Annotated in this window: 27 protein-coding genes and 2 pseudogenes; 7 read left to right on the top strand and 22 right to left on the bottom strand. The window is 63.4% G+C overall.

Going from position 1 to position 24,940, the window contains the following annotated elements; genetic code table 11:
• The first annotated feature begins 1 nt into the window (after nt 1).
• A complete protein-coding gene (locus D3242_RS00705; protein ID WP_038645430.1) occupies nt 2-484 on the top strand; it encodes a peroxiredoxin in 483 nt (160 codons plus the stop codon).
• A gap of 94 nt (nt 485-578) precedes the next feature.
• On the top strand, nt 579-1,055 hold the full coding sequence (locus tag D3242_RS00710; RefSeq protein ID WP_064983017.1) for a DUF2938 domain-containing protein: 477 nt from the start codon (nt 579-581) through the stop codon (nt 1,053-1,055).
• A gap of 8 nt (nt 1,056-1,063) precedes the next feature.
• Here D3242_RS00710 and D3242_RS00715 read toward each other — a convergent pair.
• From D3242_RS00715 to coxB, 15 genes and pseudogenes are all read right to left on the bottom strand, one after another.
• Nucleotides 1,064-1,368: pseudogene (locus tag D3242_RS00715) on the bottom strand (type II toxin-antitoxin system RelE/ParE family toxin).
• Nucleotides 1,358-1,639: a ribbon-helix-helix domain-containing protein gene (locus D3242_RS00720; RefSeq protein WP_064983018.1), complete on the bottom strand. Its 282-nt coding sequence runs from the start codon at nt 1,637-1,639 to the stop codon at nt 1,358-1,360. The pseudogene D3242_RS00715 and the gene D3242_RS00720 overlap by 11 nt, the downstream one beginning before the upstream one ends.
• Before the next feature lie 110 nt (nt 1,640-1,749).
• Complete coding sequence (locus tag D3242_RS00725) at nt 1,750-2,328, bottom strand: histidine phosphatase family protein (protein WP_064983019.1); 579 nt, start codon at nt 2,326-2,328, stop codon at nt 1,750-1,752.
• A 40-nt stretch (nt 2,329-2,368) separates the two neighbouring features.
• Nucleotides 2,369-2,902, bottom strand: coding sequence for a ribonuclease HI (rnhA, locus tag D3242_RS00730; RefSeq protein WP_064983020.1), 534 nt, complete (start codon nt 2,900-2,902; stop codon nt 2,369-2,371).
• 11 nt (nt 2,903-2,913) lie between these two features.
• A complete protein-coding gene (locus tag D3242_RS00735; protein ID WP_064983021.1) occupies nt 2,914-3,876 on the bottom strand; it encodes a homoserine kinase in 963 nt (320 codons plus the stop codon).
• A 5-nt stretch (nt 3,877-3,881) separates the two neighbouring features.
• Entirely contained in the window at nt 3,882-4,892 is a 1,011-nt protein-coding gene (gene ispH / locus D3242_RS00740) for a 4-hydroxy-3-methylbut-2-enyl diphosphate reductase (protein WP_038645424.1), read from the bottom strand.
• An 88-nt stretch (nt 4,893-4,980) separates the two neighbouring features.
• The gene (locus D3242_RS00745) at nt 4,981-5,736 is read right to left on the bottom strand and encodes an SURF1 family protein (RefSeq protein WP_064983022.1); all 756 of its coding nucleotides are present in this window, start codon (nt 5,734-5,736) and stop codon (nt 4,981-4,983) included.
• Nucleotides 5,733-6,119 (bottom strand): DUF983 domain-containing protein, encoded by a 387-nt coding sequence (locus D3242_RS00750; RefSeq protein ID WP_064983023.1) that lies wholly within the window; start codon nt 6,117-6,119, stop codon nt 5,733-5,735. The genes D3242_RS00745 and D3242_RS00750 overlap by 4 nt, the downstream gene beginning before the upstream one ends.
• A 2-nt stretch (nt 6,120-6,121) precedes the next feature.
• Complete coding sequence (locus tag D3242_RS00755) at nt 6,122-6,613, bottom strand: L,D-transpeptidase family protein (protein ID WP_064983563.1); 492 nt, start codon at nt 6,611-6,613, stop codon at nt 6,122-6,124.
• Nucleotides 6,614-6,704: 91 nt separating this feature from the next.
• On the bottom strand, nt 6,705-7,586 hold the full coding sequence (locus D3242_RS00760) for a cytochrome c oxidase subunit 3 (RefSeq protein ID WP_019856993.1): 882 nt from the start codon (nt 7,584-7,586) through the stop codon (nt 6,705-6,707).
• Between the two features lies 1 nt (nt 7,587).
• Nucleotides 7,588-8,220: a cytochrome c oxidase assembly protein gene (locus D3242_RS00765; protein ID WP_064983024.1), complete on the bottom strand. Its 633-nt coding sequence runs from the start codon at nt 8,218-8,220 to the stop codon at nt 7,588-7,590.
• Nucleotides 8,220-8,378, bottom strand: a complete 159-nt coding sequence (locus tag D3242_RS00770) for a hypothetical protein (RefSeq protein ID WP_081296056.1) — start codon at nt 8,376-8,378, stop codon at nt 8,220-8,222. Before D3242_RS00770 ends, D3242_RS00765 begins: the two co-directional genes overlap by 1 nt.
• A gap of 2 nt (nt 8,379-8,380) precedes the next feature.
• Nucleotides 8,381-9,325 (bottom strand): heme o synthase, encoded by a 945-nt coding sequence (locus D3242_RS00775; protein WP_019856991.1) that lies wholly within the window; start codon nt 9,323-9,325, stop codon nt 8,381-8,383.
• Between the two features lie 74 nt (nt 9,326-9,399).
• Nucleotides 9,400-11,052: a cytochrome c oxidase subunit I gene (gene ctaD, locus D3242_RS00780; protein ID WP_019856990.1), complete on the bottom strand. Its 1,653-nt coding sequence runs from the start codon at nt 11,050-11,052 to the stop codon at nt 9,400-9,402.
• A 38-nt stretch (nt 11,053-11,090) separates the two neighbouring features.
• Complete coding sequence (gene coxB / locus D3242_RS00785) at nt 11,091-11,975, bottom strand: cytochrome c oxidase subunit II (RefSeq protein WP_027046617.1); 885 nt, start codon at nt 11,973-11,975, stop codon at nt 11,091-11,093.
• A gap of 376 nt (nt 11,976-12,351) precedes the next feature.
• Here coxB and D3242_RS00790 point away from each other — a divergent pair, with 376 nt between their 5' ends.
• From D3242_RS00790 to D3242_RS00805, 4 genes and pseudogenes are all read left to right on the top strand, one after another.
• The gene (locus D3242_RS00790; RefSeq protein WP_027046616.1) at nt 12,352-12,912 is read left to right on the top strand and encodes an invasion associated locus B family protein; all 561 of its coding nucleotides are present in this window, start codon (nt 12,352-12,354) and stop codon (nt 12,910-12,912) included.
• A gap of 172 nt (nt 12,913-13,084) precedes the next feature.
• On the top strand, nt 13,085-14,497 hold the full coding sequence (tldD, locus tag D3242_RS00795) for a metalloprotease TldD (protein WP_019856987.1): 1,413 nt from the start codon (nt 13,085-13,087) through the stop codon (nt 14,495-14,497).
• Between the two features lie 64 nt (nt 14,498-14,561).
• Nucleotides 14,562-14,747, top strand: a pseudogene (locus tag D3242_RS00800) (Sir2 family NAD-dependent protein deacetylase); the annotation flags it as partial.
• Nucleotides 14,748-14,945: 198 nt separating this feature from the next.
• The gene (locus tag D3242_RS00805) at nt 14,946-15,620 is read left to right on the top strand and encodes a transglutaminase-like cysteine peptidase (protein ID WP_167470411.1); all 675 of its coding nucleotides are present in this window, start codon (nt 14,946-14,948) and stop codon (nt 15,618-15,620) included.
• Nucleotides 15,621-15,737: 117 nt separating this feature from the next.
• On the opposite strand, the gene D3242_RS00810 is transcribed toward D3242_RS00805, so the two are convergent.
• The 4 genes from D3242_RS00810 to D3242_RS00825 all read right to left on the bottom strand — a co-directional run bounded on the left by D3242_RS00810 (nt 15,738) and on the right by D3242_RS00825 (nt 20,986).
• Nucleotides 15,738-16,013, bottom strand: coding sequence for a hypothetical protein (locus tag D3242_RS00810; protein ID WP_038645418.1), 276 nt, complete (start codon nt 16,011-16,013; stop codon nt 15,738-15,740).
• Between the two features lie 243 nt (nt 16,014-16,256).
• Nucleotides 16,257-18,845 (bottom strand): caspase family protein, encoded by a 2,589-nt coding sequence (locus D3242_RS00815; RefSeq protein ID WP_064983026.1) that lies wholly within the window; start codon nt 18,843-18,845, stop codon nt 16,257-16,259.
• 141 nt (nt 18,846-18,986) lie between these two features.
• Nucleotides 18,987-20,225, bottom strand: coding sequence for a class I SAM-dependent RNA methyltransferase (locus D3242_RS00820; RefSeq protein WP_064983027.1), 1,239 nt, complete (start codon nt 20,223-20,225; stop codon nt 18,987-18,989).
• Complete coding sequence (locus tag D3242_RS00825) at nt 20,222-20,986, bottom strand: TlyA family RNA methyltransferase (protein WP_064983028.1); 765 nt, start codon at nt 20,984-20,986, stop codon at nt 20,222-20,224. The genes D3242_RS00820 and D3242_RS00825 overlap by 4 nt, the downstream gene beginning before the upstream one ends.
• A gap of 173 nt (nt 20,987-21,159) precedes the next feature.
• On the opposite strand from D3242_RS00825, the gene D3242_RS00830 reads away from it, so the two are divergent.
• Nucleotides 21,160-21,561: a GFA family protein gene (locus tag D3242_RS00830; protein ID WP_019856978.1), complete on the top strand. Its 402-nt coding sequence runs from the start codon at nt 21,160-21,162 to the stop codon at nt 21,559-21,561.
• On the opposite strand, the gene D3242_RS00835 is transcribed toward D3242_RS00830, so the two are convergent.
• The 3 genes from D3242_RS00835 to D3242_RS00845 form a co-directional block, all read right to left on the bottom strand.
• A complete protein-coding gene (locus D3242_RS00835) occupies nt 21,558-21,851 on the bottom strand; it encodes a hypothetical protein (RefSeq protein WP_064983029.1) in 294 nt (97 codons plus the stop codon). The genes D3242_RS00830 and D3242_RS00835 overlap by 4 nt on opposite strands.
• Nucleotides 21,852-21,999: 148 nt before the next feature.
• Nucleotides 22,000-23,913 carry a 1-deoxy-D-xylulose-5-phosphate synthase gene (gene dxs, locus D3242_RS00840; protein ID WP_019856976.1) on the bottom strand — a complete coding sequence of 638 codons (1,914 nt, stop codon included), beginning with the start codon at nt 23,911-23,913 and terminating at the stop codon, nt 22,000-22,002.
• A 101-nt stretch (nt 23,914-24,014) separates the two neighbouring features.
• Nucleotides 24,015-24,935, bottom strand: a complete 921-nt coding sequence (locus D3242_RS00845) for a pirin family protein (RefSeq protein WP_064983030.1) — start codon at nt 24,933-24,935, stop codon at nt 24,015-24,017.
• Between the last annotated feature and the right edge of the window lie 5 nt (nt 24,936-24,940).

Below are 24,940 nucleotides of genomic sequence, written 5' to 3' on the forward strand. Positions count from 1 at the left end.
CATGACCATTTCCGTCGGCGACAAGCTGCCCGAGGTAACCTTCAAGACGATGACCGACGACGGCGCCAAGACGATCACCTCAGCCGAGATTTTCCCGGGCAAGAAAGTGGTCCTGTTCGGTGTTCCCGGCGCCTTCACACCGACCTGCAGCAACAACCACCTGCCCGGCTATCTCGAGAACCATGATGCAATCCTGGCACGTGGCGTCGACACCATCGCCGTCGTTTCGGTCAACGACGTCCATGTCATGGGCGCCTGGGCACGCTTCACCGGCGGTGAGGGCAAGATCCTGTTCCTCGCCGACGGCAGCGGCGATTTCGCCAAGGCGGTCGGCCTCGACAACGACCTTTCCGCCGCCGGCATGGGCCTGCGCTCGAAGCGGTTTTCGATGATCGTCGACGACGGTAAGGTCACCGCGATCAATGTCGAGACCAAGCCGGGTGTCGACGAGTCCGGCGCGGCTCATATTCTCGGGCAGCTCTAGGCGTCAACGGTCGCGTCGGGCGAAGCCGCAGGGCTGACCTCGCCCGACGACCGCTTGCACCCCAGAACTGCCGGCTTTCGGGGGGATCCCAACGATGTTCGACGTCTTCTGGCGCGCTGTCGTGATCGGCATCGGCGCCACGGTGCTGATGGATCTCTGGGCCATCCTGCTCCATAAGGCATTTGGCCAGCCACGGCCGAACTGGGGACCGGTCGGTCGCTGGGTCTGGCATCTCACCGACAAGGTCTTTCACGATGATATCGGCGACGCGGCACCCTACGCGCACGAAGTGGCGCTGGGCTGGGCGTTTCACTATTTCGTCGGCATCGTCTACGGCATCATCCTGGTCGTGCTGGCAGGGACCGGCTGGCTTGCCGCGCCGACCTTCCTGCCGGCCTTCATCCTCGGCATCGTCACCGTCGGCGCCGGCTGGTTCCTGTTGGCGCCCGGCATGGGTGCCGGATGGGCAGCCTCGAGGCGGCCCAATCCGATGCGGATCCGGGCGCTGAACCTGGTGGCGCACACGGTCTTCGCGCTCGGGCTTTGGGGCACGGCGCTGCTGATACGCTAGCTAGACAGCTACAACAGACGGTTCAGATCCCGCCGCCCGTCCACCACACGGACAACCCACTCGACAGGGCCGTCGTCGGTGTGGGAATCGTTTCGTAGAGCAGTACAAACGGCGCCTCCACCAGCATTCGTGCGGAAGGCCTGATGTCAGGTCGCCTAACACCCATGCGCGGCTGGTCTGCCAGTTGCATGGCCCGCGCTTCCAACCGATCATAGTAGCGATCGGCCGCCCGTATGTTTTCGCTGCCTATCGTCACGTAGATGTCGATGAGGTCCGTCCTGGCTGCGGGTGACCAAACCAGCCTAACGGCCATTCGACGAGGCTTCCGTCAGCTTTCGCCGGGCTTCCTTCCGCAACGCGTCGAAATCCACAGGCTCCGGTGGGCCGCTTGCCTTGCCTTCATCCCACCGTTGCCTCAGCCGGCGAATATCGTCATGCCGCAATTCGCGCTTGGCCTGCCAATCCCGCACCGCTTCACGCACAATCTCGCTAGCGGTGGCATACTCGCCGGCTTCCACGGCCTCTCGCATGGCAGCGGCCTGTTGCGGCGTCACAGCCACGCTCATTTTTTCCACGTTTGCCATGCTGAGTCCTTATGGCATTGCTCTATGGTAGGAAATTTTACTCCTATCCATGTCCTTGAGCAACCGCGACGGTGCCTGAAAGAGACTGTCCTAGCCCTATGCGTACTTGGTCAAGGTAGCCTGTCGATCGGCCGCCACCCATGGATGACGCGGCGGGCGCCGATATCGTAGGTAAAATAGTTGCCGCCGCCGGCCGGTTGGTCCGCCTCGCGGCTGATCTCCCGCCCGTTAAGCGACAGCAACAGGAGCGTTCCAACGCCTCCATGGCCCACAAAAGCAATGTCATCAGCGTCGTTGCCGTCGAGTACGACTGCGACCTCGCTCACGATACGGTGCTGAGCATCGATGGCCCGCTCCCACCCGCGAATGCTTTCGTGCGGGTTGGCGAAGAACTGGTCGGCGACTGCTTCGAACTCCGGCGGCGGCAGGAAGCCGGTCGCGGACCGGTCATTCTCATGCATCCGCTCCCTGACCTCGACCGCAAGGCGGAGATGACTTGCCAGGATTTCGGCCGTTTCTATTGCCTTGCGTTCGCCCGACGACACGATGCGCCGGATTGCACCGACCCATGGCTGATCGAGCATGGCAACAGCTCTCGCCCGCCCGACGCCGGACAGCCCCCATTCCGGCACGGGAATGGCGGCATCGATCTGAACCTGGGGATGCGTGACATAGTAGAGGATCGGCACGATCGAGGTTCCTGCCTGAAAGTGGACCGGCCGTCGGAACTCAATAGCTTTGGGTCGAACGACGCGCTTTCGTGGCCACCGGCTGCTTGGGCTGGGCATCCGGCTTCGGCGCTGATACCGCCGGCTTGAAAGAGCCCTTCTTGAACGGCGCCATGCCTTCCCGCGCGAGCTCGTCGGCGCGCTCGTTCTCGGTGTGGCCGGCATGGCCCTTCACCCAGTTCCAGGTGACCTTGTGGCGTCGGTTGGCTTCATCCAGCTCCTGCCACAGCTCGCCGTTCTTGACCGGCTTCTTGTCGGCGGTCTTCCAGCCGTTCTTCTTCCAGCCATGGATCCATTTGGAAATGCCGTCCATGACATATTTGCTGTCGGTGTGAAGCTCGACCGTGCAGGGCTCCTTCAGCGCATTCAGCGCCGATATGGCCGCCAGCAACTCCATGCGGTTGTTGGTCGTTTCGGCCTCGCCACCGGAAAGCTCCTTGGTGGTGCCGTTGAAGCGCAGGATGGCACCCCAGCCGCCAGGGCCGGGATTGCCCGAACAGGCGCCGTCGGTGAAGATTTCAACCTGTTTGCTCATGATACCCCATATCAGGCCAATCCATATTCCGAAGCAGATTTGATCGCCCGATGGAACCGCATCCGCCTGATATATTCGGTCGGGTCGCGTTTCATGACCAGGCCGCCATCGGGAACGGTCAGCCAGTCGTAGAGCCGGGTCAGCATGAAACGCAGCGCCGAACCGCGAGCCAGCATGGGCAGTGCCGCCTTTTCCTCTTCGCTCAGCGGGCGCACGCTCTGATAGCCGGCGAGCAGTGCCTTGCCCTTGGTGAGGTTGAAGGAGAAATCCTTCTCGAAACACCAGGCGTTGAGGCAGGTGGCGACGTCGTAGGCATAGAGGTCATCACAGGCGAAATAGAAATCGATCAGGCCGGACAGCTTTTCGCCCAGGAAGAAGACGTTGTCCGGAAACAGATCGGCATGGATGATGCCCGCCGGAAGGCCCTTAGGCCAGTTGCGCGCGAAATCGGCGAAGTCGGCGTCGACCTCCGCCGCCAGGCCTGGCTCGACCTCGTCCGCCCGGTCGCGGGCTGCGTTCCAAAGCTTGCGCCAACCGTCGATGGCGAGCGCATTCGGGCGGGTCATCGGAAAATCGGCACCGGCCAGGTGCAAGGCGGCCAGCGCTTTGCCGACCTCGGCGCAGTGCGTCGCCGTCGGGCGCCGCAGCGAAAGCCCTTCGAGAAAGGTGATGATGACGGCCGGCCGGCCGGCCAGCGTGCCGATGACGCTGCCATCATGCGCGGTCACCGGCAGCGGGCAGGACACGCCCTTGTTGGCGAGATGGCCCATCAGCCCGAGGAAAAACGGCAAATCCGCCTTGTCGACGCGCTTCTCGTAGAGCGTCAGTATGTAGGAGCCGCTGGAGGTGTGCAGCAGGAAGTTGGAGTTTTCCGTGCCCTCGGCGATGCCCTTGTAGGACAGGAGATCGCCAACCGGATAGTGCTTCAGGAAAGCGCCGAGTTCGCCCTCCGCAACGTCGGTATAGACCGCCATCCGCCTTACGCGGCCCCATTGACGAAGGCCATATCGGCCGGCGTCAGTTCGACATCGCGCAGTACCCGCATGACCGGAAAATCCTCTGTTTCGGTGGCCGTGATGGCGAGGTCGATGGTGACATCGAAGCGCTGGCGGAACGCGTCGATGATTTCGTCGACGATGATCTCCGGCGCCGATGCCCCTGCCGACAGGCCGAGCGTCGAAATGTTGCCGATGTCATTCCACGGAATCTCGGCTGCGCGCTGCACGAGAAGCGACATTGTGGCGCCGGCACGCTCGGCCACTTCGACAAGGCGCCGCGAATTGGAGGAATTGGGAGCGCCGACGATCAGGTAGAGATCTGCGCCAGGGGCGGTGTCCTTGACCGCTTCCTGGCGGTTGGTGGTTGCGTAGCAGATTGATTCCGCCGCCGGCGCATACAGATCGGGAAAGCGCTCCCGCAGCGCACGGATAATGCCGGCGGTGTCCTCGACCGATAGTGTGGTCTGGGTGACGAAGCCAAGCGCCTTCGGATCGGCGGGCACGAGCCTGGCGGCATCGGCCTCGGTCTCGACCAGCGTGACAGCGCCGTCCGGCAATTGGCCCATGGTGCCGATCACCTCGGGGTGCCCGGCGTGGCCGATCAACAGCACATGGCGGCCAAGCCGCTGATGGCGCATCGCCTGTTTGTGGACCTTGGAGACCAGCGGGCAGGTAGCGTCGAGATAGAACAGGTTGCGCGCCTGCGCGTCCGCCGGCACCGATTTCGGCACGCCGTGCGCCGAGAAGACGACCGGCGACTGCCGGTGTTCGGCCGGGATCTCGGAAAGTTCCTCAATGAAGACGGCGCCGAGGCTTTGCAGCCCTTCGACAACGTAACGGTTGTGCACGATCTCGTGGCGGACATAGACCGGCGCGCCGTATTTCTTCAGCGCCAGCACGACGATCTGGATGGCACGGTCGACGCCGGCGCAGAAACCGCGCGGCTGGCAGAGCCGGATCGTCAGCGGAGGCTTGTTGGTTGTCTGATGCATTAGATCCTGGCCGGTTCGTCAGCGCCGAAATGAGGTGCCTAGCCCTGCCCTGTCAAGGGCGTCGGTAGAAAGGGGGCGTCGCGCGCGGTCATTCTTCTTTCGCGGGACGGCGAAGCCGCAGGATGAGCACTGCGGCCAGTGCCGCGGCAAGCCCATACCAGGTCATCGCATACTGCAGATGGCTGTTCGGCAGGTCGATGATGGTGACGCCGCCGATCGGCAGACCGCCGGGATTCGGCGTCTTGTCGGCATCGATGAAGATCGGCACCAGCGTGAACCCGGCCGGCAGGCCGGCGCTCGCCGCCATGGCGTCGCGGTCCTTCCAGTAGAAGATGTTCTTTGCCACGTCATTGTCGGGAAGCATCATCGACGGCTTTGCCGGCAACGGATTGCGGGCAAGCCCGGTGATGGTCACCTTGCCTGGGATCTGCCCCTTGGCGCGCTTGGCCGGGTCTTTCAGATCATAGGGTATGAAACCACGATTGATCAGCACGAAGCGGCCATCATCGAGGGCAAGCGGCGTGTAGACGTTGAAGCCGGCATCACCTTCCCAGGTCGCGTAGAAATGCCGTTCGCCCGAATGCAGGAACGTGCCGGAGACCGTGACCGGCGTGTAGTCGACGTCGCCGGTGGAGGCGAATTCCTTCTCGACTTCGGCTAGCGGCAGCGGCGCAGAATGCGTGCGCTGGTCGATGGTCTGCAGGAGACCTTCCTTCCAGTGCAGGCGCTGGACCTGCCAGGTGCCGAGCGCCAGCAGGATCAAAAGCAGCACCAGGCCAAGGCCGAGCAGCAATGCCGATCGTGGCCGCGAACGGCCGGCACCTTTGATGGCTGCCTCGCTCATTCGCCGCGGTCCAGCCGGCCTTCGGCCGCCTTGTTGGCATATTGGAGAGTGAGCAGCACGCCCTTGATCAGCCGCAGCGCCGTCAGGCACAGCACCAGGGCCAGCGGGATCCAGACCAGCAGATGCAGCCACAGCGGCGGGCTCAGCGTCACCTCGACCCAGAGCGCCAGGCCGACGATGATGAAGCCGATGATCAGGATGACGAAGACCGCCGGTCCATCGCCCGCATCGGCGAAGGAATAATCGAGGCCGCAATTGATGCAGCGTTTGCCGACGGTGAGGAAGCCGGAAAACAGCCGCCCTTCGCCGCAGCGCGGGCAGCGGCCGTGCAGGCCGGCCGAAATCGGATCGATCGGAGGCCAGATCGCCTTGTCTTCACTCATCGCTACTGCTCGATCTCTATCGGTGTCCCATCGGCCACCATTGCCCAGATTTCGTCCATGTCGGAGTCCGTAACGGCAATGCAGCCATCAGTCCAGTCGACCAATTGAAGCAGCCAGCCCCACCAGCCGAAACCATTGGGCTGGCCGTGGATCATGATCATGCCACCGACGTCGACATTGCGCGCCTTTGCCGCCACCAGATCGTCGGCACTGGGATAGGAGATGTGGATCGATCTGTGCGCGATGCTGTTGGGGTTGCGCCAATCGAGCATATAGCGCCCCTCGGGCGTGCGCTGGTCGCCCTCCTGGTGCTTATGGCCGACGGGATCCCCGCCAAGCGCAATGCCGTAGCGGCGCACGACCTTGCCGTCGCCGATCAGTTCCAGTAGCCGCTCCGCCTTGTGGACACGCACCAGATCGACCTGCTCCGCCGCAAAGGCCGGAAATGCCAGGAGGATGAACGCGCAAATCGCCCAGGGAATTGTCTGCCGCATGGGCAACCGATCGGCGATCATTGCGCCGAAAAGAAGAAGGCGGCCACGTCGCCGCGGCCGCCTTCTTGAAATCAAAATCCCAAAGGCCGGATCAGTGGCCTTCGATCACCGCACCAGCCGATCCCCAGACATAGATCGCCGAGAACAGGAACAGCCAGACCACATCGACGAAGTGCCAGTACCAGGCGGCCGCCTCGAAGCCGAAATGCTGCTTGGGGGTGAAATCACCCTTCATCGCGCGGATCAGGCAGACCAGCAGGAAGATGGTGCCGATGATGACATGGAACCCGTGGAAGCCGGTCGCCATGAAGAAGGTGGCGCCGTAGATGGAATCCTTGAAGCCAAACGGAGCGTGTATGTACTCGTAGGCCTGCACCATGGTGAACAGCATGCCGAGGCCGACGGTCAGCACCAGGCCGTTGATCAGGCCCTTGCGATCGCCATGGATAAGCGAATGGTGCGCCCAGGTGACCGTGGTGCCCGACAGCAGCAGGATGATGGTGTTGTAGAGCGGCAGGTGGAAGGGGTCGAGAACCTCCATGCCCTTCGGCGGCCAGACACCACCGGTAAATGTGTGGCGCGCATAGTTCTGCACCTCACCGGCAAAAAGGCTGGCGTCGAAATAGGCCCAGAACCAGGCGACGAAGAACATCACCTCAGACGCGATGAACATGATCATGCCGTAGCGCAGATGCAGCGACACGACACGCGTGTGATGGCCCTCATGCGCTTCCTTGATCGTGTCCGACCACCAGGCGAACATGGTGTAGAGGACGATCACCAGGCCGATGAAGAACAGCCACGGATTGGCGATGTTGTGGCCGAAGATCGGGAAGGAGCCGCCCTTCAAATACTCCATGAGGCAGACGCCGCCAAAGGCGGTGACGAGTGCGCCTACCGATCCCAGGAAAGGCCATGGGCTCGGATTGACCAGATGATAGTCATGCTGTGGTTTTGCGTGCGCGTCTGCCATATCAACCCCCGAGATTTGCTTCGGTATCTGAAACTGTCTTGCTGGTGCCTTGTACCGGCTCCGAAGAGGCAACCGGCTTGTTCTTCTCGGCCGGGAACATCGTGTAGGACAGCGTGATCGTCTTCACGTCCTTCAGTTCCGGCACATTCACGATATCGGGGTCCACGTAGAACAGGACCGGCATGTCCAGCGTCTCGCCAGGCTTCAGCGACGTATCGGTAAAGCAGAAACACTCGACCTTGTTGAAATACGGGCCCGCCAATTCCGGCTGCACGTTGAAGGTGGCGCGGCCGGTGACGGGGCGATCGAACTTGTTGGTCGCCTGATAATGCGCCTGCACGGTCTCGCCTATCTTCATGGTCATCGAGCGCTGGACCGGCTGGAATTCCCACGGCACACCGGCAACATTGGCGTCGAAACGCACTGTGATCTCACGGTCGAGCACACGGCCGGCATACTGCTTCTCGACACGTTGCGTCGTGCCGCCATAGCCGGTCGCCTGGCAGAACATTTTGTAGAGAGGCACGGCGGCATAGGCCATGCCGATCATGCCTGTGAAGAAGGCAAGGCACACCGCAGCGACGATGCGGTTGCTGTTCTTGCCGGTCGGTTTTTTGGACGTCTCGACGCTCATCACATCGTGCCCAGATTGTGGCCGAACTTGATGATCGTGGCGATGTAGAAAATGACGACAAGCACCGCCAGCGCCACGCCGATCGCGATGGACCGGCTGCGCTGGGCCTTCCTCTGACGCTCGGTCAAGGTGACCCTCTCAAGCTTTTCCTCGACCATGATCATGCCCCACCCATGGCAAGCGCGCGTTCGACAACGCTGTCGGCCAGGTAGGCAGCGAAGATGGCGAAGAGATAAAGCAACGAATAGGCGAACAGCGCCTTGGCCGGCTTCATGGCGCGGTCGTCGTCGGCCATACCGAGCACTTTCCACGCATACCAGACAAAGCCAACCCCAAGCAGCATGGCGGCCACGCCATAGAAAGGCGTCGTGTAGCCGAGCAGCCACGGCGCCACGCCGACCGGGGCCAGCACCAGTGCATAAGCGAAAATCTGACGGCGGGTCGACGCGTGGCCGGCGACATTGGGCATCATCGGGATGCCGGCACGCTCATAGTCCCCCGACTTGAACAGCGCGAGCGCCCAGAAATGCGGCGGCGTCCACAGGAAGATGATCAGGAACAGGACGATGCTTTCGAGGCTGACCGATCCGGTCACCGCGGCCCAGCCGATCACCGGCGGAATGGCGCCGGCCGCGCCGCCGATGACGATGTTCTGCGGCGTCCAGCGCTTCAGCCACATCGTGTAGACGACGGCATAGAAGAAGATGGTGAAGGCCAGCAGCGTCGCCGACAGCCAGTTGACCAGCACGCCGAGCGTCATCACCGACAGCACCGACAGCACCAGGCCGAAGCTGAGCGCCTCGTGCGGCTGGATGCGGCCGGACGGCACCGGACGGCTTGCGGTCCTGGTCATCACCGCGTCGATGTCGGCGTCGTACCACATGTTGAGCGCGCCCGAGGCGCCGGCGCCAATGGCGATGGACAGGATGGCGATCACAGCCAGCAGCGGGTTGATGGTCACCGGGGCGGCGACAAGCCCGACAAACGCCGTGAACACTACCAGCGACATGACGCGCGGCTTCAGCAGGGCGAAGAAATCGCCCGCCGTCGCTTCCGACATGCGGAAGCCCGCTTCGTCAATGCTGGTTTCGTCGACTAGGGCCATGCGTACTCAGTCCATCATTCCGTTGGCCAAAACCGCCGGCGGGCCGGCGGTTTTGTATTCGGGCGGGAGCCGCCTTACTTGATCTTCGGCAGCTGCTCCCACTGGTGGAACGGCGGCGGCGAAGGCAGCTGCCATTCGAGCGTGGTGGCACCCTCGCCCCATGGGTTGGCGCCGGCGATCCGCTTCTTCTGGAAGGCTTCGAACACGCCGTAGAGGAAGATCACCACGCCGACGGCCGAGATATAAGAGCCGATCGACGACACGTAGTTCCAGCCGGCAAACGCGTCCGGATAGTCGATGGTGCGGCGCGGCATGCCGGCCAGGCCAAGGAAGTGCTGCGGGAAGAAGATCAGGTTGACGCCGACGAAGGTGACCCAGAAGTGGGTGTTGGCGATCACGGGCGAATACATGTAGCCGGTCATCTTGGGGAACCAGTAGTACCAGCCGGCGAAGATGGCGAACACCGCGCCCAGCGACAGCACGTAGTGGAAGTGGGCGATGACGAAATAGGTGTCGTGCAGCGAGCGGTCGAGGCCGGCATTGGCCAGCTGGACGCCGGTGACGCCGCCGATGGTGAACAGAAAGATGAAGCCCAACGCCCACAGCATCGGCGTCTTGAACGAGATCGACCCGCCCCACATCGTCGCGATCCAAGAGAAGATCTTCACGCCCGTCGGCACCGCGATGACCATGGTGGCAAAAACGAAGTAGCGCTGCGTGTCGAGCGACAGGCCGGTCGTATACATGTGGTGCGCCCAGACGATGAAGCCGACGGCGCCGATCGCGACCATGGCGTATGCCATGCCGAGATAACCGAACACCGGCTTCTTCGAGAAGGTCGAGACGATATGGCTGATGATGCCGAAGCCCGGCAGGATCAGGATGTACACTTCCGGATGGCCGAAGAACCAGAACAGGTGCTGGAACAGCAGCGGATCGCCGCCGCCATCGGGGGCAAAGAAGGTGGTGCCGAAATTGCGGTCGGTGAGCAGCATGGTGATGCCACCGGCCAGGACCGGCAGGGACAGCAGCAGCAGGAAGGCAGTGACCAGCACCGACCAGGCGAACAGCGGCATCTTGTGCAGCGTCATGCCCGGAGCGCGCATGTTGAAGATGGTGGTGATGAAGTTGATGGCGCCGAGGATCGACGAGGCACCGGCGATGTGGATCGACAGGATCGCCAGATCCATGGCCGGGCCCGGCTGACCCGAGGTCGACAGCGGCGGATAGAGCGTCCAGCCGCCGCCGACGCCGTAGGCGCCCGGCGCGCTCGGCACGAACATCGAGGTGAGCAGCAGGATGAAGGCCGGCGGCAGCAGCCAGAAGGAGATGTTGTTCATGCGCGGGAACGCCATGTCGGGCGCACCGATCATGATCGGCACCATCCAGTTGGCGAAGCCGCCGATCAGCGCCGGCATGACCATGAAGAAGATCATGATCAGCGCATGCGCGGTGGCGAAGGCATTGTACATGCTCTTGCCGCCGTCGACCGCTGCGTCACCGTTCATGCCGTAGACCATCTGCGCCAGACCGCTGAAGATCTGGATGCCAGGCTCCTGCAGCTCCATGCGGATGGCGACCGACAGCGCGCCGCCGATGATGCCAGCCATGATCGCGAAGATCAGGTAGAGCGTGCCGATGTCCTTGTGGTTGGTCGAATAGACCCAGCGCACCCAGCCATGATAAGGCTTGTGGTCGTGGCTGTCGTGAGCTGCAGCGTCTGCCATGTTCCGCTCCGTTCCCTAAATCTTGCTAACCCGCGGCATCAATTGCCGGCGGCCGCTACCTTGTTCTGGCCATCGACCTCGGCCATCAGCGTCTTGTTGGCGCCGGGCAGATCGGTCTTGGCCGCAGCCAGCCAGGTCTTGAACTGCGCGTCGGAGACGACACGAATGGCGATCGGCATGAAGGCGTGGTCCTTGCCGCAAAGCTGCGAGCACTGACCGTAATAGAGGCCTTCCTTCTCCGCCTTGAACCAGGTCTCGTTGGTGCGCCCCGGAATGGCGTCGATCTTGATGCCGAAGGACGGCATGGCGAAGGAGTGGATCACGTCGGTCGCGGTGACGAGCACGCGCGTCATCGTGTTGACCGGCACCACCAGCTCATTGTCGACGGCGAGCAGGCGCGGATAGACCTTGCGATCCTCCTTGCCGGCCTTGGCGCGGTCGCCATCCTGGAGGATGGCCGAATTGAAGGAGAGCGTGTTGTCGGTCTGGTATTCATAGTCCCAGTTCCACTGGTTGCCGGTCGCCTTGACGGTCAGCTTGGCTTCTTCCGGCGGAGTGTACTGCGCGGTCAGGAGCTGGAACGAGGGGATGGCGAGACAGAGCAGGATCACGACCGGGCCGACGGTCCAGATCACCTCGATCAGCGTGTTGTGGCTGGTCTTGGAGGGAACCGGGTTTGCGCTCGCGCGGAACCTGACGATGCAGTAGGCGAGGAGAAGCAGCACCAGAATGGTGATCGGGACGATGAACCACATCGTGTAGTTCCCGAACCATTCGATCTGCCGCATCATGTCGGTCGCCGGCGCCTGGAAGGTCGTCTCCCACGCCACGGGCTGGTCTGCATGGGCGGACGTGACCGCGAAAAGCGCGGTGGCAGCCCCAGCACTGGCTAGAAACTTGGCGTCTGCTAGGAAATTTCTCATCGCCCTCTTCGTCTCCCAGTTCCTCGCGGCGGTGCCAACGAGAATAACGAACAATGCCGGGACGGGAATCCCGACAGTCTCAAACTGGTTCAAACCATACTCTTTTTCCCTCCGCAAGAAAGGAGCGGAGGAAACTGTGCGGCATTTTTGCGCGCAAGGTGAGACGGCTCTTCCGGGGCAGCGGCGATGGCGGCGAATCGCGTATGTCCGGCAGGCTGCTCGCCTCATGTTGGCGAGGTGCGCGATGCGTCGTAATTCAGGCGAATTTGACAGAGAAAAGCGCTGTATTGCCTGTTTCGGGACAGTTCGGCAGCGGTCTCGTCCTTTACTTGGCATTGGCGCGGCTTAAAGTGCCGTGATTCGCAATGGAGCCGTCATGAACTCTTGGCTTTCGAGACTGGGGCATACGAGACCGGAGCTTTCGAGCACCTTGGTCAAGGCCATGTTTCTTGCCGCTTTGTCCGCAGCCGGTCTGTTCGTGGCCGGTCAGGCCAATGCCGCCCAGCCGAGCGGCACGGTGCGCTCGACGCATGGCGCCTGGTCGATCATCTGCGACACGCCGGCGGGCGCCACCTCCGAACAATGCGTGATGATGCAGAATGTCGTCGCCGAGGACCGTCCGGAGATGGGGCTGTCGGTGGTCGTGCTGCGCACCGCCGACAACAAGGCCGAGATCCTGCGGGTGCTGGCGCCGCTCGGCGTGCTTTTGCCGAACGGGCTCGGCCTCAATGTCGACGGAAAGGACATTGGCCGCGCCTATTTCGTGCGCTGCTTCCAGGACGGCTGCTATGCCGAGGTCATCCTCGAAAAGCCGCTGCTCGACACGCTGAAGACCGGCACGTCGGCGACGTTCATCGTCTTCCAGACGCCGGAAGAAGGCATCGGCATCCCTGTCGACCTCAAGGGTTTTGCCGACGGCTTCGCCGCCCTTCCCTGATCCCGAGCTTGGCGCAGAACCAGGTTCTGACGCAGCTCTCCTGAATGCCGCATCTGAATGCCGCATCGGCTGGCCGTCGTCATTCGCCGACGCCGATCGTCATTGCCGATTGTGCGAGCGCGGCTTCGCGCCTACATCGGGGGAAAGCAATCTTCCCACGGACGGACGCGCCATGAACAGCCTGATCGGCCAATTCGATATTTCCGACGATCGCATCAAGCAGATCGTCGCCGACACCATCAACGGCGCCGACGACGGCGAACTGTTTCTCGAATACAGCGAGAGCGAGGCGCTGATGTTCGACAATGGCCGGCTGAAGACCGCCAATTTCAACACCGACCAGGGCTTTGGCCTGCGTGCCGTCGCGGGTGAAGCCAGCGGCTACGCCCATTCGAGCGACCTCTCCGAAGCCTCGCTGCTGCGCGCGGCCGCTGCGGTCTCGACCGTCAAGGGCGGCTATTCCGGAACGCTTGCCGCCGCGCCCGCCCGCACCAACCGCCATCTCTACGGCGACGAGAACCCGATCCCCTCGCCCTCCTTCGAGGCCAAGGCAAAGCTGCTGCAGGAAATCGACGCCTGGCTGCGCGCCGAGGATCCACGCGTGCGCCAGGTGACGGCCTCGCTCGCCGCGTCCTGGCAGCATGTCGAGATCGTGCGCGCCGACGGCCAGATGGTGCGCGATATCAGGCCGCTGGTCCGCATCAACGTCTCGGTCGTCGTCGGCGACGGTGACCGCCAGGAAAGCGGCTCCTACGGCATGGGCGGACGCAAGGCATTTGGCGACTTCCTGATCGAGGACAGCTGGAAGCATGCCGCCAAGGAAGCGCTGAGGCAGGCGCTGGTCAATCTCGAGGCCATCCCAGCTCCGGCCGGCACATTCGACATCGTGCTGTCCAGCGGCTGGCCGGGCGTCATGCTGCACGAGGCCGTCGGGCACGGGCTGGAAGGCGATTTCAACCGCAAGAAGACCTCGGCCTTCGCCGGCCTGCTGGGCCAGCAGGTCGCCGCCAAGGGCGTCACCGTCGTCGACGACGGCACCATCCCGGAGCGGCGCGGCTCGCTCACCGTCGACGATGAAGGCACGCCCTCGGCCCGCAACGTGCTGATCCAGGACGGCAAACTGGTCGGCTACATGCAGGACCGGCAGAACGCACGACTGATGGGCATGAAAGCCACCGGCAACGGAAGGCGCGAAGGCTACGCGCACCAACCGATGCCGCGCATGACCAACACCTACATGACGTCAGGCGACATGGAACCGGACGAGATCATCGCCTCGGTCAAGAACGGCATCTACGCCGTCTCCTTCGGCGGCGGCCAGGTCGACATCACCTCAGGCAAATTCGTGTTCGGCTGCACCGAGGCCTACATGATCGAGAACGGCAAGGTGACGCAGCCGATCAAGGGCGCCATGCTGATCGGCAACGGGCCCGACGCCATGCACCGCGTCTCGATGGTCGGCAACGACATGAAGCTCGACAATGGCATCGGCATGTGCGGCAAGGCCGGACAGGGCGTGCCGGTCGGCGTCGGCCAGCCGCATCTCAGGATGAACCAGATGACGGTGGGCGGCACCAGGGTTTGAGGCTCGGGCCGTTCCGGTAACATCGCCCGCCAAAGTGATGTTTCCGAGTTGGGGCGGCCTGACAATGTCCAGATCCAAGATCGTCATCCTGACGGGCGCCGGCATTTCGGCGGAATCGGGCGTCGCGACCTTTCGCGATCCCGATGGTGTCTGGGCCAAATTCAACCTTGAGGACGTTGCGACGCCCGAAGGCTTTGCTCGCGACCCCGCCAAGGTGCAGGATTTCTACAACATGCGGCGGCGGCAGATGCTGGGAGAAATGGATGCGGGGGTGCTCGCCGAAGCACCCCGACGCCGCGTTAGCGATTGATGCCAACCAGATCGTCCGCGATCATCACCTTGAAGTGAACACAATTCGCATTAGGAAATTAGTAACTGTTAAACTGCCTGGGCTGCCTTTTTGCGCACGACGCAGCACCAGTTCCTCGTTGCGATGGTGGTTTCGGCAATGCGGCATTCTTCGGTCCTGACTTCGTCAATCCTGCTTGGCTTGGTTTCGTTGATCGGCGCGACAGCGCTGCAAGCCGCTCCGGCAGCAGCACAGTCGACGTGGTTCAAAGTGCGATCGACGCAATCTTCTGCCGTCACGGTCGGTGGTCCTACCAGCGTCCCCTACGGCTGGGTCGATTTCTGCCATCGCCGGCCAAAAGAGTGCAAGGTGCCCGCTCTGCCGGCCACGAACGTCAAGCTGACCGCGCAGAACCTGCGCACTCTGAAGCGGATAAATCAAAAGGCGAACAGTTCCATCAAGCCCGTCAGCAATTTCGACCACTGGGGCACGATGGCGGACCACTGGGATTACCCGGTTGACGGTAAGGGTGACTGCAAGATCTACGCACTCTACAAGCGCAAGCTTCTTCAGGAGGCCGGGTTCCCCCGGCAGGCGCTGCTGATGACCGTGGTGCACGACCTCGACAATGAAGGCCACACCATCCTGACGGTGAAAACCGACAAGGGCGATCTGGTCCTGGACAATCTGGTCGACGAAATCAGGCCGTGGAACGCGACCGGCTACTACTTCGTGAAACGCCAGTCGCAGCAGAACCCGAATATCTGGGTGTCGATCAACCAGCGGGGCGGCACGCCGCAGACCCTCACGAACGTTGCCAAGCTCGTAGATTGAGCAACCTTTATGGCCGTAGCAGTCCAGGCGCCACCGACGTCCGATGAGTTTCAGCGCTCGGGATGAAGGAATTGCCGCCAGCCTAGGCTGGCGGCAATAGCCGAAATCAGCTGTTGATCAGGTGGCCTTGCCACCGTTCTTCTTGCAATCGGCCCGGAACTTCTCGCGCGCCTTGCCGTGGAGCTTCTTGGCGTCCGCGAGTGCGGAACATTGCTTGGAAATCGCGGTCTTCTCCGGCGTCATGGCAGAGGCCGCCGATTTCTTCGCCGGGGCGGCCGTGGTGGCGGCCGGGGCAGCCGTGGTCGTGGTCGCTGCTGTCGTCGCTGCCGCGGCGACTCCCGTCGCTATGAACCCGGCCAGGGCGATGGACGTCAGAACGCTTGCAATCCTCATTGTGCTCACTCCGTTGAGACCCCCCGGCGCCGACTGGGTACCAGCGGGCCGAGGCACTGCGCAATCTTGGTCGTGGCCAACCACGCAGTTGTGATCTGATCGCGGGGTAACCGCCACGGCCCGCCATGTTTTGTCGCCGGCCGACACGGCCGGTTACCTCACACAACGCGACCAGCGACGCGTTTCAAGCCTTTGTCTCATGCATGTCCCGACCCAGGCCGAACCACCTCTGGCCGACATGCGCTATTTCTTGCAAGCGGGCTCATTGGGGTGCCCGCAAGACGGCTTCTTGACGGCCGGCGGCTGCGGCTGCGGCGGCCTTGGCTGTGCCTGCCGCTGCACCTGCTGCTGCATTTGCTGCTTCGGCTGGGCGTGGAACTCCGGCCTCTGCGGCCTGGGCTGACCCTGCACCTTCAGCTGCGGGTTGCCGTTGTTGACCTTGAATTTCTGCTGGACATTGCCACCACCATTTCCGTTGGCAGGCAAACTGTGGAATTTGGGACCGTTGCCATTGCCCTGTGCCCCATTGCCTTGCCCATTGGCCTGACCGTTCGTCTGGCCGCCGCCCTGATTGTGAAGCTTCTTGAACTTGCCGTTGGGCGGGTTCTGGCCTGAATTCTGGCCAATAAGCGCTGGTGGGTTGTTCACCCCATTCGCCGCGGACGTGCCGTTGGCGCCCGGAATCTTGCGCAACTTGGCATCCTTGCCGGTCTTGCCGGTACCATTCTGGCCTTGCCCATTGCCCTGGCCATTGGCCCCGTTTTGCCCATTAACCACCGGGTTGCCGGTCACGGCGTTTCCACCTGCCGTGGCCTGATTGTTCAGGAGCTTCCTGGACTTGTTCTTCGGCAGGTTTGGGTTGTTGGGCAGGTTCTGTCCATTGAGCACCGGCTTGCCATTGACGAGCGGCAGCGTGTTGCCGTCGGCGCCGGGCAAGGCATGACCCGTCCGCTTGTCGGCAGGCAATGTCTTCGACAGCGGCGTGACACCGCCCGGCTGCTGGCCACCCTGCCCCGGCTTCAGCGGGAGGCCGCCCGGGTTCTGCTTCGGCAGATTCGGGTTGTTGGGCAGGTTCTGCCCATTCAGCACCGGCTTGCCATTGACGAGCGGCAGCGTGTTGCCGTCGGCGCCGGGCAAGGCATGACCCGTCAGCTTGTTGGCAGGCAATGTCTTCGACAGCGGCGTGACACCGCCCGGCTGCTGGCCACCCTGCCCCGGCTTCAACGGGAGGCCACCGGGATTCTGCTTGGACAGCACGGTTTCCTTTTTCTGCAGGAAGGCCGGCAACGCGACCTTCGTTGCCAGCGCCGCCGCACCTAGGCCCACGGCGCCAGCAGTCAGTTTCTGGCCGGTGGTGAGGCCACCGCCCTGGTTGTTGTTCTCGTTGATCGTCGTGTTGTTGATGATCGTTGTGTTGTGGATGTTGTTGAAGATGACGTCGTTCGGCGGCGGGGAGATATCACGCGGCGGGTTAACCCAGGCAGGCACCGGCACGAAAACAGGCGTCGGCAGAAGGAAGATTCCGACTGGCGGCGGCGGTGGTGCCAGTTCAATGAAGTCGCGCGGCCGCGGCGGCAGGAAGATGACCGCCACGGGTGGCGGTGGCGCGAAATCGAATTCCGGGTCGTCGAAATAGAGCACGGGCCGGTCGACATAGACGATCTCATCGGGCGGTGGCGGCGGCACGTCGTAGGCGTAGACGGTAAAACCCTGCGGCGGTTCAAGCGCGGCGTCGAAATGCTCGAGCCTGCGCCTTGCGTCCCAGGCGTGCGGACCGTGCGGATAGCGATCGAGATAGGACCAGTAGGCTTCGGGCGTGTCCCTCAGCCAGGTCTGGCGCCAGGTGATCGCCTCGCGCCGCGCCGCCAGGATCGCGCGCACGCGCCTGGCCATCGGATCGTGGGGATAGGCGACCAGAAAATCCTCGTAGCCACGCATCGTGTCGCGATCGAGAGCCGCGATATAGGCATCATGCGCATCGAAGTCGCGGATTTCCTTGGTCCGCATGGCGCCGACCTCCGCTGACGACACCTGCTGCGGCGGGGCATCCGGCCCGCGGTCGAAGAAGACGAAAGGCTCCGTGATCTTGGAGGCGTTCCAGGGCAACTCCGCACCCTGCGTCACCTCGTTGACGCGCAGGCGCGTGCGGTCGAAAACATCACCAAGCTGCAGGCCGCCATCCCTGATCATCTCGGCAAGCGCCTGCGCATAGGCGCCGTAAGGTCCTTTGCCTTCCGGCGCGACCGTGCCCGGGGCGGCGTTGAAGGCGATCAGCATGTTCGGGTCGGGATCGACCAGTGCAAGGCCGCCAGCCAGCGGCTGGTTCGATTTGGCGAAGGAGTTTGGCCGCGCCGCATCTAGCACGACGATGTTGACCTTGGTCGGCAGCGCTGCAAGCGGCTTGGTGAGGTCGGAGATCCGCACCGCGGCCATCGGCACGTCAGCGGCGTTGGCGATCTGGGCATCGACGGGCGCGAAATAGTTCTCGCCCTCGAACTGCAGGCCCTGGCCGGCCAGATAGACAAACACCACGGCGTCGGGACCGGCTGCCGTCACCTTGGCGAGGAAATCGCGATAGGCGCCGCGCAGCGATTCCTGGTCGACGTCGCGCGCGCCGACCACGTCGAACCCCGCCGCTTGCAATGTCTGGGCAATCAGGCCGGCATCGTTGGCCGGCGTCGCCAGCGCGCCCGCCGGATAGGCGGCGTTGCCGATGACGAAGGCAAGGCGCTTCTGGCTTTGCGCCAGCGCCAGGGCTGTCGGCCCGAACGCGAAAATGGAGAGGGCGAGGAAGAAAGCGAGAAGTTTCGAGACCGTCCGCATTACGATCATCCGTCAGTGAGAGTGCCGAATCTTCCGCCCCAACCGGACTAGGCTGGCACAAGAAGGCGGCTTTGCGGCGTCAATCCGGCCGCTTTGGGCCGGGAGAGGCCGAAGTGCCCGGTCTCAACGAAACGTGATCACGGGCCGGTCTCAGCCGCGCCTTCTCCTGGGCTTTTCCAGCAGGGCGACCGCCTCGACATGGGGCGACCACAGGAACTGGTCGATGGGCGTCACGCTCTTCAGTTGATAGCCGCCGTCGATGAGGATGCGCAGGTCGCGAGCCAGCGTCACCGGATTGCAGGACACCGCGGCAACGAAGGGAACATCCGAGCGGGCGATCTGCTTCGACTGGTCTTCGGCACCCGCGCGCGGCGGATCGAAGACAAGGCCGTCGAAGGCGTTCAACTCCTTGAATGTCAGCGGCCGGCGGAACAGGTCGCGGCGCTCGCCCGTCACCCGCTTCAGGCCGGTCGCGAATCGTGCCCCCCGATCGAGCGCCGAGAGAGCCGCCGCATCGCCCTCAACCGCATGGACTTCCGACTTGGCGGCCAACCGCAAGGCAAAGCTGCCGCAACCGGCGAAAAGATCGGCGACCTTCTTGGCGCGTTTCAGATGCGTGCCTACGATCTCGGCCATGGCCTGCTCGGCTGCCTCGGTCGCCTGCAGGAAGGCGCCGGGCGGCACGGCGACAGCGACGCTGCCGAACATCACCACGGGCTTCCTCGGCTCGATGACGATCTCGTCATCGATGGACAGCCTGGCAAAGCCTTGCGCCAGGACAAAATTGGAGGCGATGCGGCGCTGGTGTTCGCCGAGCTTGCCGGACTCATGCACCGCGACGTCGAGGCCGGAACCCGTCACCGTGACCGCCATCCGGAACGATTTGGTGGTGGCGCATATCAAGTCGGCGAGCGCCCTCAACCGGTCGAGTGCTGCGACGATCTCGGGCAGCGAGATCGGACATTCCGATATGGAAATGATTTCCGGTGACAAATGGCGATTGAAGCCGAGCAGCATGCCCGTCTCGCTGCGTCGGGCGGCAAGCACGACGCGGCGGCGCGTGTGCGCCGCGCAGGCGACCAGTTCGTCAATGCCGCAATCGATGCCCTTCAGGGCGTGCACCACCTTCTCGCGCTTCCACTGGCGATAGGCTTCGGCCTCGAAATGCTGGAGGGCGCAGCCGCCGCATTCGGTGAAATGGCGGCAGGCGGGTTCGATGCGCAGCGGCGAGGCTGCCAGCACCGCCATCAGCGCTGCACGATCCCGTTCGCGCGCGGCGGTAACGGTCTCGCCAGGCAGCGTGAAGGGGATGAACAGATCGCCGCTTTCGGTTTCGGCAATGCCGTCACCCTGGGCGCCAAGCTTTTTGATGGTGAAGCGCGCGCTCATCGATCCTTGATCCCACCAAGCAGGAATTCGCGATTGCCGTCGCCGCCTTCGATCGGCGACAGATGCAGGCCGAGCGAACGCCAGCCCGGAACGGCGTCCAGCCAATCCTGCAGCAGGCCGGCGACGCGGGCGGCATCGAAGGGGTCCTTCAACAGGCCGCCCTTGCCGATCGCCTCGCGACCCGCCTCGAATTGCGGCTTGACCAGAAAGACCGCGGCAGCCCCAGGTTTGGCAATCGCAAGCGCCGGCGGCAGCGCCAGTCTCAGCGAGATGAAGCTGACGTCGGAGACGATGAAATCCGGAATGCGGCCGGCAAGATCCGCGGCGGTGAGGTCACGCGCATTCAGTCCCTCGATAACCGTCACGCGCGGGTCCTTGCCGACATCGGGATGCATCTGGCCGTGCCCGACGTCGATCGCGGTGACATGGGAGGCACCACGCTCCAGCAGCACCTGGGTGAAGCCACCGGTCGAGGCGCCGATGTCGATGGCCTCGCGGCCGGCCGGATCGAGGCTGAAGTGATCGAGCCCGCCGATGAGCTTCAGGGCCGCGCGCGAGACATAGCCTTGCGCCGGATCATCGATGGCAACAAGGCATTGCGGCGAGACGTTCTGACCGGGTTTACGGGCAATGGTGCCGTCAACCGTCACCGTGCCACGCTCGACCGCGTCGCGGGCACGCGAACGGCTGGCAAACAGGCCGCGCTGGACGAGCAGGTCGTCGAGCCGCTGGCGTGTGCTGGCTGGCAGAGGCGAGTTCATCGGCCTTCATGGCGAAAGCCGGCAGCGAAGGCAAGGACATTGGGACGGACGAAGAACATCCTCGCACGCAGGCGAATGGGTCAAGCCGCTCCGCGGCTTGCTGGAATCGCTTTGGGTCCGGCACAATGTTAGGGAGGCGAGCCGTTTGCTGTCAGAACTCGGAGGAGGAACGAATGCTGACGGGAACCTGCCATTGTGGCGCAACCCACTGGACCCTGGAAGGCGATCCCGGGCCGGTGACGGCCTGCAACTGCACGCTCTGCCGTCGCTATGGCGTGCTCTGGGCCTACGACTATGTCGACGAACGCATTCGCGTTTCGGGACCGACGGACAGCTATACGCGCGCCGGAAAGGCCACACCGTCGCTCGAAATCCTGTTCTGCCCGACCTGCGCCTGCGTGCTCGCCTGGCGTGGTTTGCGCGCCGAGGAATCTGGTCGCACACGCATCGCCGTCAATGTAAGGCTGGCGCCACCCGAGGCGGTCGCCGATCTGCCTATCGACCATTTCGATGGCCTCGACACATATGACGACCTGCCCCGCGACGGGCGTTGCGTGCGCGACATGTGGTTCTAGAAGATGGTGCGGGACACTTGGCGCTCGACGGCCGGAGACAAACCGTCGTCGCGACCCCCCGATGCCTGCACAGCAGGATGCTCGGTGGCATTGGCAGGCGGCGGAACAGGATCCGGCAAGACCACAAGCTGCGGCACCTGCTCGTAGGAAAAGCCGCCGCGGATATCACCCATCTTGCTGGCAACGATGCCCAGCGCCGCCTTTTCGAGATTGCGATCATAGCGCGTCTCGGCGGCGGCCGGCGCGACTATGGTGGCCAAGAGGGCCGCGCCGCACAGAAGCGTCTTCATTGTTCTTGTCTCCCTGCCTGACGCCGGTCTAGCAGGGCGCCGTTGAAAAACGGCCAAGGGACACGGTAAGCAAAACGCCAAACGGCAGTGTTAACAATGCGTTACGAAATCAAGCCGGCAAACTGATTCAAGCGCTTCAGATTTTGAGTCAGGCGCGCTGGGCGCGGGCCGTATGATCGAGCGCGGTGAAAACGGTGCGCACGATGCCGGTGGCATCGAGCCCGGCATCGGCATACATTTTTTCCGGCTTGGCGTGATCAGTGAACACGTCAGGCAGCACCAGCGGGCGCACCTTCAGGCCGCTTTCCAGCAATCCCTCATGGGCAAGGAACTGCAGCACATGGCTGGCGAAGCCGCCAATGGCGCCCTCCTCCACCGTGACCAGAACCTCGTGCGAGCGGGCCAGCCGGCGGATCAGATCCTCGTCGAGCGGCTTGGCGAAGCGGGCATCGGCAACGGTGGTGGAAAGCCCGGCCGCGCCGAGTTCCTCGGCAGCTATCAGGCAATCCTGCAGGCGCGTGCCGAAGGACAACAGCGCCACCTTTGTGCCTTCCCTGACGATGCGGCCCTTGCCGAGTTCGAGAACCGAGCCGCGCTCCGGCATGTCGACGCCGACGCCATTGCCGCGCGGATAGCGGAAGGCGATCGGGCCGTCATCATAGCTTGCGGCGGTGCGCACCATATGGCGCAGTTCCGCCTCGTCAGCCGCCGCCATCACGACAAAGCCCGGCAGGCTTGCCAGGAAGGTGGTGTCGAAGGCGCCGCAATGGGTGGCGCCATCGGCGCCGACGAAGCCGGCGCGGTCGATCGGGAAGCGCACCGGCAGTTTCTGGATCGCGACGTCATGGACGACCTGGTCATAGGCGCGTTGCAGGAAGGTCGAATAGATCGCCGCGAACGGCTTGTAGCCTTCGGTCGCGAGACCGGCAGCGAAGGTCACAGCATGCTGTTCGGCAATGCCGACATCGAAGGTCCGTGACGGGAACACTTCGCCGAACAGATCAAGCCCTGTGCCGCTCGGCATGGCGGCAGTGACAGCGACGATGCGGTCGTCCTCGCGGGCTTCCTGGATCAGGCTCTCGGCGAACACCTTGGTGTAGGCCGGTGCGTTGGCCGGCGCCTTGGCCTGCGCGCCGGTGATGACGTCGAACTTGTTGACGCCGTGATACTTGTCCGCGGCGGCTTCCGCCGGCGCATAGCCCTTGCCCTTCTGGGTGACGACATGGATCAGCACCGGGCCTTCGCCATTGTCGCGGACATTCTTCAGCACAGGGATCAGATGCTCGAGATTGTGACCGTCGATCGGGCCGATGTGGTAGAACCCGAGCTCCTCGAACAGCGTGCCGCCGGTGACGTAGCCGCGCGCATGCTCAACCGCCCTTGTGATCGCACGATCGGCGCGCTTACCGAGATAGGATGTCAGCTTCTTGCCGAAGTCGCGCAGGCCGGCATAAGCCTTGCCCGAGGCGAGCCGCGCCAGATAGGCGCTCATCGCGCCGGTCGGCGGCGCGATCGACATGTCATTGTCGTTGAGGATGACGATGAGTCGGGCATCGAGCGCGCCGGCATTGTTCATCGCCTCATAGGCCATGCCGGCCGACATGGCGCCGTCGCCGATGACGGCGATGACGTTGTTGCGGCCGCCGGAGAGGTCGCGGGCGGCGGCCATGCCGAGGCCGGCAGAGATCGATGTCGAGGAGTGGGCGGCGCCGAAGGGGTCGTATTCGCTTTCGGCGCGGCGGGTGAAGCCGGACAGGCCGCCCTCCTGGCGCAATGTGCGGATGCGGTCGCGGCGGCCGGTCAGGATCTTGTGCGGATAGGCCTGGTGGCCGACATCCCAGATCAGCCGATCGTCCGGCGTGTTGAAGACGTAATGCAGCGCCACCGTCAGTTCGACCACGCCGAGGCCGGCGCCGAGATGGCCGCCGGTGCGCGACACCGCGTCGACCAGTTCGAGGCGAAGCTCGGACGCCAGTTGCGGCAATTCGCTCTCGTCAAGCGCGCGCAGATCCGCCGGAATGCGGACCTTGTCGAGAAGCGGCGTATGCGGCGTTGCGTTCACGGGTGCTCAGGCTTTCTGTTCAACGGCGGGATAAGCCGCCGGCCGGCGAAAGTAAATGCGTGTCGGTGACGCGGATCAATCAGATCCCCTCGCCGATTTCCTCAGCTTTCCGGCAGCGGGATGAACTCTTTCTCATCTCCAGGAACGATATCGAAGCGTCCCGTCTTCCATTCCTGCTTGGCCTGTTCGATGCGCTCCTTCGACGAGGAGACGAAATTCCACCAGATGTAGCGCTGCGAGCCAAGCGAGGCTCCGCCGAAAAGCATGAAATGCGCACCGATGTGCGACGATATGATGATCTCGTCACCGGGCCGGAACACCAGCAACCGCTCTGCCGGAAAGACGTCGCCCGAAATCGCGACCTCGCCTTCCAGCGTGTAGATGGCGCGCTCTTCCGCGTCGGCGGGAATCTTTATACTGGCGCCCGGCGCCAGCCTAAGGTCGGCGTACAGTGTCTCGGAATCGGCTCTCACGGGGGAGCGCAACCCTTGAAAATCGCCGATGACGATGCGGCCGCGGACGCCTTCGGCATCGATCTCGGGCAGCCGCAAGGCAGCGGTGTTCTCGAAGACCGGGGCCACTTCCTCCTTGCCATCGGGCAAGGCGAGCCATGTTTGCAGGCCAGAGATCGACATCGGCGCTCCACGCAATTCCTCCGGCGTGCGCTCGGAGTGGACGATGCCGCGGCCGGCGGTCATCAAATTCACGTCGCCCGGCTGGATCACCATTTCGGTGCCCAGGGAATCGCGATGACGGATCTTGCCGTCGAACAGATAAGTCACCGTCGACAGGCCGATATGCGGGTGCGGACGGACATCGAGAGCCTGGCCTGCCCGCAGGATCGCCGGACCCATGCGATCGAAGAAGATGAATGGCCCGACCAGCCGCCGCCTGGCGGTCGGCAGAGCGCGGCGCACCTCGAAGCCGCCAATGTCCTTGGCATTCGGGATGACCATCAGTTCGATCTGGTCGCTGGCAAAGGCGTCGCCGGCTTCAGGGTCTTTTCCGGGAAAGAAGCTCATGGGCT

It is taken from the genome of Mesorhizobium jarvisii (assembly GCF_003601985.1).
In the GTDB taxonomy this organism is placed as follows: domain Bacteria; phylum Pseudomonadota; class Alphaproteobacteria; order Rhizobiales; family Rhizobiaceae; genus Mesorhizobium; species Mesorhizobium jarvisii.

Bases quoted from the DNA above. Each gene is read 5' to 3' on its own strand.
- D3242_RS00705 (WP_038645430.1), top strand. From the start codon at position 2: ATGACCATTTCCGTCGGCGACAAGCTGCCCGAGGTAACCTTCAAGACG.
- D3242_RS00710 (WP_064983017.1), top strand. From the start codon at position 579: ATGTTCGACGTCTTCTGGCGCGCTGTCGTGATCGGCATCGGCGCCACG.
- D3242_RS00720 (WP_064983018.1), bottom strand. From the start codon at position 1,639: ATGGCAAACGTGGAAAAAATGAGCGTGGCTGTGACGCCGCAACAGGCC.
- rnhA (WP_064983020.1), bottom strand. From the start codon at position 2,902: ATGAGCAAACAGGTTGAAATCTTCACCGACGGCGCCTGTTCGGGCAAT.
- D3242_RS00735 (WP_064983021.1), bottom strand. From the start codon at position 3,876: ATGGCGGTCTATACCGACGTTGCGGAGGGCGAACTCGGCGCTTTCCTG.
- ispH (WP_038645424.1), bottom strand. From the start codon at position 4,892: ATGCATCAGACAACCAACAAGCCTCCGCTGACGATCCGGCTCTGCCAG.
- D3242_RS00745 (WP_064983022.1), bottom strand. From the start codon at position 5,736: ATGAGCGAGGCAGCCATCAAAGGTGCCGGCCGTTCGCGGCCACGATCG.
- D3242_RS00750 (WP_064983023.1), bottom strand. From the start codon at position 6,119: ATGAGTGAAGACAAGGCGATCTGGCCTCCGATCGATCCGATTTCGGCC.
- D3242_RS00755 (WP_064983563.1), bottom strand. From the start codon at position 6,613: ATGCGGCAGACAATTCCCTGGGCGATTTGCGCGTTCATCCTCCTGGCA.
- D3242_RS00760 (WP_019856993.1), bottom strand. From the start codon at position 7,586: ATGGCAGACGCGCACGCAAAACCACAGCATGACTATCATCTGGTCAAT.
- D3242_RS00765 (WP_064983024.1), bottom strand. From the start codon at position 8,220: ATGAGCGTCGAGACGTCCAAAAAACCGACCGGCAAGAACAGCAACCGC.
- D3242_RS00770 (WP_081296056.1), bottom strand. From the start codon at position 8,378: ATGGTCGAGGAAAAGCTTGAGAGGGTCACCTTGACCGAGCGTCAGAGG.
- D3242_RS00775 (WP_019856991.1), bottom strand. From the start codon at position 9,325: ATGGCCCTAGTCGACGAAACCAGCATTGACGAAGCGGGCTTCCGCATG.
- ctaD (WP_019856990.1), bottom strand. From the start codon at position 11,052: ATGGCAGACGCTGCAGCTCACGACAGCCACGACCACAAGCCTTATCAT.
- coxB (WP_027046617.1), bottom strand. From the start codon at position 11,975: ATGAGAAATTTCCTAGCAGACGCCAAGTTTCTAGCCAGTGCTGGGGCT.
- D3242_RS00790 (WP_027046616.1), top strand. From the start codon at position 12,352: ATGAACTCTTGGCTTTCGAGACTGGGGCATACGAGACCGGAGCTTTCG.
- tldD (WP_019856987.1), top strand. From the start codon at position 13,085: ATGAACAGCCTGATCGGCCAATTCGATATTTCCGACGATCGCATCAAG.
- D3242_RS00805 (WP_167470411.1), top strand. From the start codon at position 14,946: ATGCGGCATTCTTCGGTCCTGACTTCGTCAATCCTGCTTGGCTTGGTT.
- D3242_RS00810 (WP_038645418.1), bottom strand. From the start codon at position 16,013: ATGAGGATTGCAAGCGTTCTGACGTCCATCGCCCTGGCCGGGTTCATA.
- D3242_RS00815 (WP_064983026.1), bottom strand. From the start codon at position 18,845: ATGATCGTAATGCGGACGGTCTCGAAACTTCTCGCTTTCTTCCTCGCC.
- D3242_RS00820 (WP_064983027.1), bottom strand. From the start codon at position 20,225: ATGAGCGCGCGCTTCACCATCAAAAAGCTTGGCGCCCAGGGTGACGGC.
- D3242_RS00825 (WP_064983028.1), bottom strand. From the start codon at position 20,986: ATGAACTCGCCTCTGCCAGCCAGCACACGCCAGCGGCTCGACGACCTG.
- D3242_RS00830 (WP_019856978.1), top strand. From the start codon at position 21,160: ATGCTGACGGGAACCTGCCATTGTGGCGCAACCCACTGGACCCTGGAA.
- D3242_RS00835 (WP_064983029.1), bottom strand. From the start codon at position 21,851: ATGAAGACGCTTCTGTGCGGCGCGGCCCTCTTGGCCACCATAGTCGCG.
- D3242_RS00845 (WP_064983030.1), bottom strand. From the start codon at position 24,935: ATGAGCTTCTTTCCCGGAAAAGACCCTGAAGCCGGCGACGCCTTTGCC.